We start from the raw sequence: 12,202 nt of genomic DNA on the forward strand, positions 1-12,202 counted from the left end.
TGGACCAGAGGAAGAACATGAGGGACCGGACGACCGCGCACATCGTGTGGGACTGGAACGGAACGCTGCGGGACGACAACTGGGTGCTCGTGCGGTCCGCGCAGGACGCCTTCGCCGCGATCGGACTGCCGCCGTTCCCTATGGCGAGCTACCAGAAGCACCACCAGCGCGCGGACTTCTTCGCCCGCTTGGCCGGTCGTCCGCTGACGCGAGCCGAGGAGCGGGAGCTCACCCGACAGTTCTCCGCCGCCTACCAGCTGCACAACCGGCGGGCGGGCCTGCGCCGGTCAGCAACGCGGGTGCTCGACCAGTGGCGGGCGGCGGGACGAACCCAGTCCGTGTTGTCGCTCTCCCCGCATGCAACCCTGGTCGCGGAGGTCGCCGCAGCCCAGCTCCGGGAGATGTTCGCGATCGTGCACGGCCGCCCTGCGGACGGCGTCTCGACCAAGGCTGTCCATCTGCGCCGGCATCTCGCTCTGCTGGCAGCCTCCGCCGGGCGCGTTGTCCTTGTCGGTGATACTCCGGACGACGTACGCGCGGCACGCGCGTGTCAGGTGCCGGTCCTGCTCTTTCACGACGTCGAGCACCAGGTGTACAGCCAGTCCCGGCTGCTGGCGCTCCGCGTACCGATCGTGCAGCGTCTGGACGACGTTGCCGCCCGGGTGCTGGACCTGCTGTCGGACGGTTGACCCCCGCAGGCGGCGGTGGCGACCAGCCGGGGGGTCAGCCGTGGTCCGCGATGGACGTGATCCGCGTGACCGGGTACACCGTCGTGTCGCCGTGCCTGATCAGTTCCAGGTACTCGTCGCTGATCCGCCAGAGCAGGCCCTGGGGCGAGCGGTTCGGCGGCCACTTGGCGGGGTCGATGATGCTCCAGCGAGCCAACGACTGCAGCAGGAAGGGATCGGCGGGCAGCCACCGGTCTTCGTCGCGCACCTCCGGCCAGACGTGTACCGACGCATAGGGAGGAACCACGAAGTACCCGGCGGCGACGCGCATCGGCACACCGAGCCCGGTACCGGCACGGTGTAGGTGAAGGGCGGCCATGCGACAGTCGGCCAGGCCGGTTTCGGCGAGAAACCCGAGGTCGGTGTTGACCGGGTACGGCAGTAGATGGAACCGCAGCGGCCGGACGTGGTCGATCAGTGGGTCGAACCACGCACCGAAATGATGCACATCGCTGTGCAACCGGATATCGAAGCTGTATGACCCTGGGGCATCCTCGCGAATGGTGCCGGGCCGGACGAGGTCCCGGAGTCTGGGGTGGAGCGAAAACCGACAGTCTTCGGGATGCCCCGGCGTCGGGCAGCTACCGGACAGGTTCAACCCGTAGCGGGTTTCACGCCCCGGCGCCAGCTTGGTCAGCGACTTGGCCCACCAGCGCATCGCCATCCGAGTGGGTGAACGCAGCGCGAACGTCAGCCCCACGTTGGCCAGATCCAGGTGGTCGAAGAGGATGTCGGCACCGGTCTTCCGGTGCGGCAGACCGTGGGCCAGCAGCTGGCCCAGGAACTTCGGCCCGATCCGGTGGATCCGTGCGGCCTCCGCTCGACCCTCCAGGTATCGCCGAGCATGCTCGGGCACGAGACGGATCCGGTCGACCGTCTCGCGCACGAGCTCCGACGGGTGTTCCGAGTCGAGAATGTGGGCCTCCATAGCCGGCATCGACTGTCGTACGATTGTACCGGCCGTCGGGTGACGGGCGGCGGATCGATCTCGGGTGCGCGGCCGGTGACTGACTCTGCGGGGGACGGGGGTGGTGGAGTTGCGGACCCGGGAACGCTTGACGTCGGTGTTCCGGTCGGCTCTGGATCTGGACGACAACGTGTCCGTGGAGTCGTTGCGGCACCGCGATCATCCGAACTGGAACTCCGTGGGTCACCTCGCGCTGGTCGTCGCGATCGAGGACGAGTTCGACGTCGAGTTCGACACCGATCAGCTGATCGGCATGGATACTTTCCACACCGCCCTGCGCACGCTTGCTGGGCTGGGAGTCGCGGACTGAACGGGCCCCTGTCCGACGTCATCGCGATGATCTCGTACGACCGCGACCGCGACCGCGACCGCGACCGCGACGGCACGGTGACGGCGGCCCTGAGCGAGGCCTGCGATCTCCGGCTGCTGTGGGGCGGTGACGACGCGGTCACCGAGCTGCGTGGGTTCCCGCTGCGTCCGGCGGCCCGTGATCTGACCTTCCCGCGCCGCTCGTCGCTGGCCGTGATCTCCGCCGCCGGATGGCTGGCGGCGTCGCCGACCGCCCGGCGAGCCGTCGCCGACGGCCTGTACGCCGACGCGTACCCCTTCGACCAGGCCGGGTGCGGCTCTCCGAGCACCATATTCTGGATCGGTGGGCCGGACGAGGTGGGTGCCGCCCGGGAGGAGCTGATCGCACTGCTGCGTTCGGTGCTGCAGGCTCGACCTCCCGTAGTGCCCCCCGAGATGGCCGTGCAGAGGCGTGTGGCCGCGTACGGCCTCGCGATCGAGGGAATCGCCACCCAGGTGACATTCGAGGGGAATGCGGCCGTCCCCATCGACCTGTGGTCCGATGCCGAGCCGCTGCGGCGGTGGCTCGGCGCCGGTAGCTTCGTCCACACCCGGCTGAACCGGCTGGCTGACCTGTTGCCGCTCGTCCGGCGCAGTGACCAGACCCTGACCGACCTCGGGTTCGACCCGGTCGAACTGCTCGACTTCGCCCGTCGGTGTGGTCGGCACGGTGTCGACCGCACCGTGCCGGTCGGCCGATCTCGTGATTTCGGGGCAACCTGGGACGGCTACGACCTGTTGCGGGAGTTCACCCGCGTGCTCTCCGTCGATCAGGGGGTGTCCGGAGCGTGACCCAGATGGGAAGGATCGCGCCGACCGGCGCGTCGCGGCCGGTACGGATTCCAAGGCGCCGGACCCTGGCCGGCGGCGGGCGGCGCACGACGACTGTGGTGCTCGCCGCCGTGCTGTTTGCCGTGACCGGTGTCGTCGCTCCGGAGGCCGGCGGGGGGCCGGTGTCCGACGGCGACTACCGGGCGACGGTGCGACGCACCGCGCACGGGGTGCCGCATGTGCTCGCTGCCGATCTGGGCGGAGCGGGGTTCGGGCAGGGTTGGGCGTACGCCGAGGATCGGTTCTGCGATCTGAACGACCAGGTGGTGAAAGTTCGCGGGGAACGCGCCCGGTGGTTCGGTCCGGGACACGAGGGCCTCAACATTGCCACGGACGTCGCGTACCGAACGTTGGGGCTGGTGGACCGCGCCCGGGAACAGCGGCGCCGGCTCACGGGGGACGCGGGGGAACTGCTGGCGGGCTACGTGGCCGGATACAACGCGTTCCTCGCTCAGACGGGCAGCGCCGGCCTGCCTGGCTGGTGCGCCGGGCAGCCGTGGGTGGGACCGGTGACCGAGACCGACATCCTGGCCTATCAACGGGACCTGGCGATTTCCGCCAGTGGGCAGGGACTGCTTGTACCGATCGCGGTCGCCCGGCCACCGGACGCAGCGGAGCAACCGCTGCCGGTCGGTTCCGCCGCGCTCGCCGGGCTGGTGCGGAACCTGCTCACCCAGCCGTGGGGCGACAGCAGCCGGGGCAGCAACGCCTGGGCCATCGGGGCGGACCGTTCCGCGTCCGGCGGCGGACTGATGATGATGAACCCGCACTTCCCGTGGGAGGGAGAGTTGCGGCTGTGGGAGTCGCACCTGACCGTGCCGGGGCGGTGGAACGTCTACGGCGCGAGCCTGGGCGGACTGCCGGGCGTGCAGCTCGGCTTCAACGAGCGGGTGTCCTGGGCGCACACCGTGGCCGCCGGCAGCCGCCACACGCTCTACTCGGTGGATCTCGTGCCCGGCGAACCCACCACCTACCTGATCGACGGCCGCCCGGAAAAGATGGCCGCGCGTTCGCTGCGGGTGGAGGTCGACTGGGGGGACGGCCGTCCGCGTCCGCTCTCGTACACCGCGTGGTCGACCCGGTACGGACCGGTACTCGATCTCAGCATGGTGGATCCGGCGTTGGCGTGGACCGGCACCCGGGCGGTGACGTACCGGGACGCCAACATCGACAACGACCGGCTCCTGGAGCAGTGGTTGGCGATCAGCCGGGCCACGGACGTGGCCGGCGTACGCGACGCGGTACGTCGTCACCAGGGCGTGCCCTGGTTGAACACGCTTGCGGCGGACCGCAACGGCGATGCGTGGTACGCCGATTCGTCGGCGACGCCGAACCTGTCGCCCGCCACGACGGCCGCATGGTCGCGCAGTCCGGTCGGGCTGCTCGATGGCAGCGTCTCCGCCAACGGCTGGTTGGTCCGGGAGGGTGCGCGGTCTCCCGGGCTGGTGCCGTTCGCGGCGCAGCCCCAGGCCACGTCGCGCGACTACCTGCTGAACGCCAACGACAGCCACTGGTTCGTCGCGCGGGACCGCCTGCTGACCGGCTTCTCGCCGCTGCAGGGCCCCGAGGGGCACCCGCTCAGTGCCCGTACCCGACAGAATCTGCGGCTGGTCGACGCCACCGACGCGCGCGGCCGGCCTCACCGGCTCGACGCCCCGGCCCTGGAACGGGCCGTCCTGTCGGGGTCGTCGCTCACCGCTGACGCGCTGGCCGACACCGTGATCACCGCCTGCCGGTCGCGGGGGAGCCGCCCGGTGCAGGTCGACGGCACCGCCGTCGACCTGCGAGTGGCCTGCGCCGCCCTCGGCCGGTGGGACCGTCGGTTCGATGTCGACAGCCGGGGCGCGGTGTTGTGGCGGGAGACAATTCGCTGCGTGCTCGCCGCTCATCCCACCGCATTGCACCGGACCGGTCCGCTGTTCCGTACCGACTTCGACCCCGCCGATCCCGGGCGAGCGCCGCGTGAGCCACCCAGCGACACTGCGCCGCTCCTAGCGGGGCTTGCCTGCGGGACGCTGCGGCTACAGCAGGCGGGGTTCGCCGCCGACGTCCCCCTCGGCCAGGCGCAGTACGTGGTAAAGGCGGGCCGACGGCTGCCGGTGCCGGGCGGCCCCGCCGAGGTCGGCATCGCGAACGTGGTAGGAAACAGCGCCCTGCCCGGCTCCACACTGGAGCCGGGCACCCCCGGCGGGCTGCGGATGGCCGGCAGTGACCTGACCTCGCGCGGCTACCCGGTGAACATCGGCACGAGCTTCGTCATGGTCGTCGCGTTCACCGATGACGGGCCACGTGCCCGTGCGCTGCTGACGTTCGGCCAGTCGGCGGATCCACGGTCCCCGTACTTCGCCGACCAGACTGCGCTCTTCGCGGAAGCCCGCCTGCGGGAGGTGCGGTTCACCGACGCCGACGTGGCCGCGGACCCGACGCTGCGATCCGTGACGGTGACCGGACCAAGGCCGCGTTGATCAGGCGGCAACGCTTCGCCCCACTAGGAGGAATCGCCATGCACCCGCCGCCCGTCCAACTGCACCACCTGGTGGCCGACATGGCGCGGCGCCAGCCGCACGCCCCGGCCGTCACGGCGGGTGGCACGAGCCTGCGGTACGCGGAGCTGTGGGACGAGGTCGTGACGGTGGCCCGTGGGCTGCGGGAGGCCGGGGTGTCGCGGGGCGACCGGGTGGCGGTCTACCTGGACAAACGGCTCGAAACGGTGGTCGGCAGCTTCGCCGTCCCGGCGGCTGCCGGCGTTCTCGTGCCGATCAATCCGCTCCTGCGGCCGGCCCAGGTAAGGCACATCCTGGCCGACTGCGGCGTTCGCGTCCTGATCACCTCAGCACAGCGGCTCGGGCAACTCGGTGAGGTCATGACGATGCTCGCTGCACCACCCGAGGTGGTGCTCGTCAACGATCCAGCCGCACCGGCCCCGGCGGCGGGCCCGTCGCGGCCTTGGCCGAAGGTAGCCCCGCAGGGAAATAGCGGCTTCGAGGATCCTGCGGTCGTGGAGCAGGACATGGCGGCGATCTTCTATACCTCGGGCAGCAGCGGTCAGCCCAAGGGTGTCGTCGTGTCCCACCGCAATTTGCTGGCCGGGGCCCAGAGTGTCAACGCCTACCTGGGCAACGGCCCGCAGGACACCCTCCTGGCCGTCCTGCCGCTCAGCTTCGACGCCGGCTTCAGCCAGCTGACCAGCGCGTTCGCCGTCGGCGCCCAGGTGGTGCTGCTTGACTATCACTTTCCGGCGGATGTGGTCAGCCTCTGCGTCCGGCACCGGGTCACCGGGATCACCGGCGTGCCACCGCTGTGGGTGCAACTCGCCCGGCACCGCTGGCCAGCCGGTGCCGGGCAGAGCCTGCGCTACTTCGCGACCACTGGCGGCCGGTTGAGTCAGTCGACCCTTGACCGGCTGCGGACCCTCTTCCCGGACGCCCGGCCCTTCCTGATGTACGGGCTTACCGAGGCGTTCCGGTCGACCTATCTCGAACCGTCCGAGGTGGGCCGCAGGCCCGACTCGATCGGTAAGGCCGTGCCCAACGCCGAAGTGATGGTCGTCCGGCCGGACGGCTCGCCGTGCCGGCCGGGGGAGGAGGGCGAACTGGTGCATCGGGGGGCGACGGTGGCGCTCGGCTACTGGAACGACCCGGTCGGCACCGCCCGGCGGTTCCGGCCCGCACCGGGTTCGCCGGGCGGCTTGTCCGCCGCACCGGCGGTCTGGTCCGGTGATCGCGTGGTCAGCGACGACGACGGCTTCCTCTACTTCGTGGGCCGCGCCGACGACATGATCAAGGTGTCTGGGTACCGGATCAGCCCGACCGAGGTCGAGGATGCGGTGCTGGCGACCGGCTTGGTGGGTGAGGCCGTGGCGCTCGGTGTCGACACACCCGACGGTGACCAGTCGATCGCGCTGGTCGTCACGACCGCGACCGGTTCGGCGGTGGACCGGGCGGCCCTGTTGGCGATGCTCCGGCGTCGGATGCCACGCTATATGCTGCCACGGCAGATCATCACGCGAGCCGAAATACCCCGCTCGCACAACGGCAAGTACGATCGGCGCACGCTGCGAAAGGAATTGGGCGGGTGATTCGGCATTCCGCCGCCGCCGCGTTCGGCCGTCACCGGGGCATGTTGGCGGTCGGTGGCGTCGACGTGGCACGCCTTGCAGAGCGGGTGGGGACGACTCCGTTCTTCGCCTACGACCGAAGTCTTCTCGACGCGCGGATCGCGCGGCTGCGCAGCAGCCTGCCGCCCGACGTCGAGCTCAGCTACGCGGTGAAGGCCAACCCCATGCCGGCCGTCGTCCAGCACCTGAGCCACCTCGTCGACTCGTTCGACGTCGCCTCGGTCGGGGAACTGCGGACCGCGCTGGACACGCCCCTGCGGCCCGATCGGATCACCTTCGCCGGGCCGGGCAAGACCGATCCTGCATTGACCCAGGCGGTTGCCGCCGACGTCACCGTCGTGCTGGAGTCAGAGAACGAGGTTCCGCGACTGGCCGCCATCGGTGACCGGCTCGGCCTCCGGCCGCGGGTCGCGGTCCGGGTCAACCCCGACTTCGAGGTGAAGGGAACGGGTGTCCGGCTGGGCGGCGGGTCCCAGCAGTTCGGGGTCGACGCGGAACGGGTGCCCGCACTGATCCGCCGAATTACCGAGACGGGAATCGAACTCCTGGGTCTGCACGTCTTCGCCGGCTCCCAGACGCTGCACAGCGAGCGGCTCTGCGAGGTGCAGCGCCGGACGGTGGACCTGCTGTTGCGTCTGGCCGACGATATCCCGGTGCCGGTTCGCTACCTCAACCTCGGTGGGGGATTCGGCATCCCGTACGTCGACCGCGACGCGCCGCTCGATCTCGACGCCGTGGCGGCCAACCTGTCGGAGTTACTGGCCACGCGGTTGCGATCCCGGCTGCCGGAGGCTCGGGTGGCGTTGGAGCTTGGGCGCTACATCGTGGGGGAGTGCGGCGTCTACGTGACGCGGGTGGTGGACCGCAAGGTGTCGCGGGGGACGACCCTGCTGGTGACCGACGGCGGGTTGCACCACCAGCTCGCCGCGTCGGGCAACTTCGGGCAGGTGATCCGCCGGAACTTTCCGCTGGCCGTGGCCAACCGCATCGACTCCGCACCGACCGAGACGGTCGATGTGGTCGGCTGCCTGTGTACGACGCTGGACGTGCTGGGCCGGGGTGTACGGCTGCCGCATACGGGCCCGGGCGACCTGATCGTGCTCTTTCAGGCCGGTGCGTACGGCCTGACCGCCAGCCCCACTGCCTTCCTCAGCCACCCGCCGCCCGCCGAGATTCTGCTGTAGCCGCCCCACCAACCGGAGGAATCCGTGGAAATCGCTGGCGTGCCGACCTTCGAGGCCGTGAAGGACGTGGTCGTCACCACCCTGGACCTGCAGGAGTCCGCTGAGCGGCTCGGTCCCGCCACCCGCCTGCTCGGTAGCCTGCCGGAGCTCGACTCGATGGCCGTCGTCGAGCTCATTTCGGCGTTGGAAAGTCGCTTCGACCTCGTCTTCGACGACGAGGAGATCACCGCGGAGGTCTTCCACACTCTGGGCGCCCTCGTCGAGTTTATGACTGTCAAGTGCGTCGGCCGATGAGCCGAGGGAATCGTCCGGAGGCGGTCTCCGAGGCCCCGCTGGCCGCACCGGCCGGTGTCGTATCGAGGGTGGAGCTGCTCGACCACCCGGTTTTGGCCTGGCGTTGCCGCCAGCCGTGGCTGAGTGTCTCCTCCGGTCCGCACGGCGGTGGCATCGGGCATCGCCGGTGGGTTCTGAACGCCACGGTGGAGCCCGGCTACGACCGCGAGGACCCGGACCATCATGTCAGCGAGCTGGCCGGTTTGCTGGGGCTGCCCGGCCAGGGAACAGGTCTGCTCACCGCCGTCGACGTGCGGCACGTGGTCACTGTGGTCGACGAGGACGTCCAGGTCAGCGTAACCACCGGCGTGGGCAGGCCAGTATGGGCGGCTGACCGGGCCGAGGCAGAGGAGTCATACGTACCAGGGACGATTAACGTGGTCTGCTGGTTGCCTTGGCGGCTGTCAGAGAGCACGCTGGTGCGTGGTGTGACGGTGGTCGCCGAGGCAAAAGCCGCAGCTCTGATGGGTGCGGGGATTGCCGGCACGGGCACCTGCACCGATGCCATGGTGCTCTCCTGCCGCCCGGACGGTCCGGCACCGCCGGATTTCGGGCGGTTGTGGACGGAAGCCCTTGCATGGGCGGTCCGGCGGGCGGTGGCGGCGGGGCTCCGGGTGCCCGACCCAACAAAGTGGCCGATGTGATCGCGGTCGTGGGTGTCGCGCCGGTGTAGCACCGGGCTGCGGCCGCCGGGCATTGCCGGTGACCAAGCTCGATATACAGTGTGCCGATGGTGATCAAAACAGGAGCCGTTGTCGATGCGGCCGGCATGCTGGCGGGCTACGCCATGGACGGCTTTCTCGGCGATCCACGGCGCTACCACCCGGTCGCGGGCTTCGGCACTGCGGTGAACGCGTGGGAACGTCTCGTCTACGCGCCGGACATCTACCGTGGCGCGATGTTCGCCGGCGTCGCGGTGGCCGCGCCGACGGTGCTGGCCGCGATGGCGGCCCGGGCCGTGGCCGGCCGACCGCTCTCCCGGTTCGTGCTGACAGCCGTCACGACGTGGACCGTGCTGGGCGGACGGTCGCTCCGACATGCGGGACGCCACATGGCTGGCGCCCTGGAGACGGGTGATCTGACGGCGGCCCGCGAGCGGTTGGGACACATCTGTCGGCGCGACCCGCGAGACTGCCTGCCGCCCGAGCTGGCGCGAGCGACGATCGAATCGGTGTCGGAGAACACCTCCGACGCGGTGGTCGCGCCGCTGTTCTGGGGCGCAACCGCAGGAGTGCCCGGCATGGTGGCCTATCGGGCGACCAACACGTTGGACGCCATGGTGGGGCACAGAACCGCCCGGTACCGGCGGTTCGGTACGGCCGCCGCCCGCCTCGATGACCTGGCGAACCTGTTGCCGTCCCGACTCACGGCGGTCCTCACCGCTGCCGGCGCCACCGCGGTCGGCGGGAACGTCGTCCGGACCTGGCGGGTGTGGCGCGAGTACGGCGATCGGCACCCGTCGCCCAACTCCGGGCAGTGCGAGGCGGCCTTCGCCGGTGCGCTGGACATCCGTCTGGGAGGTAAGGACGTCGACCTGGGTGCGCGGATCGTGCGCCCCGCGCTGGGCGACGGCAGGGAGCCGGAGGCGACGGACGTCCGGCGCGCGGCCCGCTTGAACGCCGTGGTGGGTGCCAGTGCGCTCGGACTGGTCATCGGCCTGCGTCTGGTTTTCGCGCGACGGTCGGATGCCCGTCCGCGGGGGCGGTAGGCCGCCCGTCGGCCCGGCCGCATCGACGACAGCGTTCGGTCAGCGCGCCGGGTGGGCGCAGCCGGGCCCGCTGGTTCACGGCGCCGCCGGCCTCCTGCCCTGCACCTCCCGGCGCACCGTGTCGAGGTACGGCAGAGCGGCCAGCACCGTGGCGTCGTCCACGCCGAAGTCGGTGAGCGAGGCGATCTCGGTAACTCCGATGTCGGCGAGCCGTTCGACGAAGTCGACGCACTTCTGCACCGAGCCGAACAGCGCCGCCGTCCCGAAGTATCGTTCGAACGCGAAGACGGACAGGCGGTCCAGGTCGATCGAGGCGAGTTCGGGCCACTGGCCGCGCCACAGGTTGACAGAGGAGCGCAGGTACCTGAGGAACGGCTCCCGGATGACAGCCCGAGCGGCCTGGTCGGACGCCTCCACGAACGTGTGCAGCATCAGGGTGACCGTCCCGCCTCGCGGGTCGTGCCCATGTGCTTGGCGGGCCTGCCTGTACGCTTCGATCCTGACTGCCAGCTCGTCCACCCGCTGTACCAACAGCGCGGTGAGCACGTTCAACCCGTGCGCGCCGGCCAACCGGAAGGTCTCCACCGAGGATGTGCAGGTCAACCACAGCTTGAGCTCCGGCTGCACGGGTCGAGGATAGGTGCGGAACTCGACCTCCTGCCCGTCACCGTTGCGGCGCACCAAAGCGGTGCCGGCCCAGAGGTCGCGGAGTACGGGAACGTTGTCGATCACAAATTGTCGGCGTTCGGCGAAGCGGTCGGGCGCGAGTACGAAGTCGTCGGCGTTCCAACCGGTCGCGAGCGCCATGTCCACCCGTCCGCGGGACAGGTTGTCCACGAAGGCCCAGTCCTCCACGACGGTGACCGGATCCCGCAGCGGCAGGACGACGCTGCCCGCGCGGAGGCGGATGCGGCGGGTGGCGACCGCCAGCGCCGCTGCGGCCAGGGCCGGATTCGGGTATGAGCCACCGAATGGGTGGAAGTGCCGCTCCGGCACCCACAACGCGGTGAAGTCGTGCTCGTCGGCGAAGCGCGCCGTCTGGAGGAGCAGGTCGTACTCCCGCGGCGGGTCGGTGGCCTCCCGGTTGGCGAAGTACAACAGGCTGAAGTCCATCTCACCCTCGTTCCCAGTACGCGGCTGGTCGTCCGACGGCGAACGGACGCTGTGGCCCGACGCGTCTCGCGGCGGAGGCGAGCGTCTCACCCGGCGCGGCGCCGTAGCAGGTAGGTGTCCATGATCCAACCCTTGCGATCCCGGGCCGCCTGTCGTTCGTGCACGATCTGTGGCGCGACCTCGGCCAGCGGCCCGGAGACGAGGATCTCGTCCGGCCTACCGAGGTAGGCGCCCCAGAAGATGTCCAGGTCCTGATCGGTTTGCCGGGTGAACCTACAGTGCGCGTCTAGCATCACTACGATGTCGTCGATGTCGTGCGGCAGGCCGGTGGCGATGCGTCGAGCGGTGGTGACCAGGAAGGGCCGGCCCACCCGGTTTAGGCCGATCCGGTGTCGAGCGGCCAGCGTGGCGATGCTGCTGACACCGGGGATTACCCGGTAATCGATGGCGCCCCCCGGGAGCGGATCTCCTCGACGACGGCGATCGTGCTGTCGTGCGCGGGGTCGCCCCACATCAGGAACGCCCCGCATCCGCCGTTGGCGAGGTGCTCGGCGATGGCGGACTCCAACAGGTCGGCGCGTTCCCGCCGCCAGTCGTTTTACGGCTGTCACGTGTCCGTCGGTGGTGCGGTCGTGCTCTGGGTCCCGGATCTCCACCAGCCGGTGGTCGGCGCGGTCGAACCGGGCCAGCAGATCCTGTCGCAGCGCGAGGAGATCGTGCTTCTCGGTGCCCTTGTCGAGCAGGAAGAACACGTCCGCCTGCCGGAGCGCGTCGGTGGCGGCGAGGGTCAGCTGGCCGGGGTCACCCGCTCCGATGCCGATGACGAGGATGGTCCGCACAGGGAGTCAGTCTGCCTCACCTCCGGGATGCTTC

Annotated in this window: 12 protein-coding genes; 9 read left to right on the forward strand and 3 right to left on the reverse strand. The window is 70.3% G+C overall.

Annotation, left to right across the window (positions count from 1 at the left end):
• The first annotated feature begins 17 nt into the window (after nt 1-17).
• Nucleotides 18-689 (forward strand): HAD family hydrolase, encoded by a 672-nt coding sequence (locus LPU43_RS24525; RefSeq protein ID WP_229402879.1) that lies wholly within the window; start codon nt 18-20, stop codon nt 687-689.
• A gap of 34 nt (nt 690-723) precedes the next feature.
• Here LPU43_RS24525 and LPU43_RS24530 read toward each other — a convergent pair whose 3' ends face one another.
• Nucleotides 724-1,665, reverse strand: coding sequence for a transglutaminase-like domain-containing protein (locus tag LPU43_RS24530; protein WP_229402880.1), 942 nt, complete (start codon nt 1,663-1,665; stop codon nt 724-726).
• 94 nt (nt 1,666-1,759) lie between these two features.
• Here LPU43_RS24530 and LPU43_RS24535 point away from each other — a divergent pair, with 94 nt between their 5' ends.
• From LPU43_RS24535 to LPU43_RS24570, 8 genes are all read left to right on the forward strand, one after another.
• The gene (locus LPU43_RS24535) at nt 1,760-2,005 is read left to right on the forward strand and encodes an acyl carrier protein (protein WP_229402881.1); all 246 of its coding nucleotides are present in this window, start codon (nt 1,760-1,762) and stop codon (nt 2,003-2,005) included.
• A gap of 26 nt (nt 2,006-2,031) precedes the next feature.
• The gene (locus LPU43_RS24540; protein ID WP_229402882.1) at nt 2,032-2,835 is read left to right on the forward strand and encodes an acyl-CoA reductase; all 804 of its coding nucleotides are present in this window, start codon (nt 2,032-2,034) and stop codon (nt 2,833-2,835) included.
• 5 nt (nt 2,836-2,840) lie between these two features.
• Nucleotides 2,841-5,339 carry a penicillin acylase family protein gene (locus LPU43_RS24545; RefSeq protein WP_229402942.1) on the forward strand — a complete coding sequence of 833 codons (2,499 nt, stop codon included), beginning with the start codon at nt 2,841-2,843 and terminating at the stop codon, nt 5,337-5,339.
• Between the two features lie 38 nt (nt 5,340-5,377).
• Nucleotides 5,378-6,952, forward strand: a complete 1,575-nt coding sequence (locus LPU43_RS24550) for an acyl-CoA ligase (AMP-forming), exosortase A system-associated (RefSeq protein ID WP_229402883.1) — start codon at nt 5,378-5,380, stop codon at nt 6,950-6,952.
• 41 nt (nt 6,953-6,993) lie between these two features.
• Nucleotides 6,994-8,175: a pyridoxal-dependent decarboxylase, exosortase A system-associated gene (locus LPU43_RS24555; RefSeq protein WP_229402884.1), complete on the forward strand. Its 1,182-nt coding sequence runs from the start codon at nt 6,994-6,996 to the stop codon at nt 8,173-8,175.
• 24 nt (nt 8,176-8,199) lie between these two features.
• Nucleotides 8,200-8,469, forward strand: a complete 270-nt coding sequence (locus LPU43_RS24560; RefSeq protein ID WP_229402885.1) for an acyl carrier protein — start codon at nt 8,200-8,202, stop codon at nt 8,467-8,469.
• 68 nt (nt 8,470-8,537) lie between these two features.
• Nucleotides 8,538-9,152: an adenosylcobinamide amidohydrolase gene (locus LPU43_RS24565; protein WP_229402886.1), complete on the forward strand. Its 615-nt coding sequence runs from the start codon at nt 8,538-8,540 to the stop codon at nt 9,150-9,152.
• Nucleotides 9,153-9,238: 86 nt separating this feature from the next.
• On the forward strand, nt 9,239-10,216 hold the full coding sequence (locus LPU43_RS24570) for a cobalamin biosynthesis protein (RefSeq protein ID WP_229402887.1): 978 nt from the start codon (nt 9,239-9,241) through the stop codon (nt 10,214-10,216).
• A 75-nt stretch (nt 10,217-10,291) separates the two neighbouring features.
• Here LPU43_RS24570 and LPU43_RS24575 read toward each other — a convergent pair whose 3' ends face one another.
• Both LPU43_RS24575 and LPU43_RS24580 read right to left on the reverse strand, forming a co-directional pair.
• Nucleotides 10,292-11,329 (reverse strand): MupA/Atu3671 family FMN-dependent luciferase-like monooxygenase, encoded by a 1,038-nt coding sequence (locus LPU43_RS24575; protein WP_229402888.1) that lies wholly within the window; start codon nt 11,327-11,329, stop codon nt 10,292-10,294.
• A gap of 86 nt (nt 11,330-11,415) precedes the next feature.
• Nucleotides 11,416-12,168: a precorrin 6A synthase gene (locus LPU43_RS24580; RefSeq protein ID WP_229402889.1), complete on the reverse strand. Its 753-nt coding sequence runs from the start codon at nt 12,166-12,168 to the stop codon at nt 11,416-11,418.
• Nucleotides 12,169-12,202 lie beyond the last annotated feature (34 nt).

The sequence above is a fragment of the Micromonospora okii genome (assembly GCF_020884795.1).
Taxonomy (GTDB): Bacteria; Actinomycetota; Actinomycetes; order Mycobacteriales; family Micromonosporaceae; genus Micromonospora; species Micromonospora okii.

Bases quoted from the DNA above. Each gene is read 5' to 3' on its own strand.
- LPU43_RS24525 (WP_229402879.1), top strand. From the start codon at position 18: ATGAGGGACCGGACGACCGCGCACATCGTGTGGGACTGGAACGGAACG.
- LPU43_RS24530 (WP_229402880.1), bottom strand. From the start codon at position 1,665: ATGCCGGCTATGGAGGCCCACATTCTCGACTCGGAACACCCGTCGGAG.
- LPU43_RS24540 (WP_229402882.1), top strand. From the start codon at position 2,032: ATGATCTCGTACGACCGCGACCGCGACCGCGACCGCGACCGCGACGGC.
- LPU43_RS24545 (WP_229402942.1), top strand. From the start codon at position 2,841: ATGGGAAGGATCGCGCCGACCGGCGCGTCGCGGCCGGTACGGATTCCA.
- LPU43_RS24550 (WP_229402883.1), top strand. From the start codon at position 5,378: ATGCACCCGCCGCCCGTCCAACTGCACCACCTGGTGGCCGACATGGCG.
- LPU43_RS24555 (WP_229402884.1), top strand. From the start codon at position 6,994: ATGTTGGCGGTCGGTGGCGTCGACGTGGCACGCCTTGCAGAGCGGGTG.
- LPU43_RS24570 (WP_229402887.1), top strand. From the start codon at position 9,239: ATGGTGATCAAAACAGGAGCCGTTGTCGATGCGGCCGGCATGCTGGCG.
- LPU43_RS24575 (WP_229402888.1), bottom strand. From the start codon at position 11,329: ATGGACTTCAGCCTGTTGTACTTCGCCAACCGGGAGGCCACCGACCCG.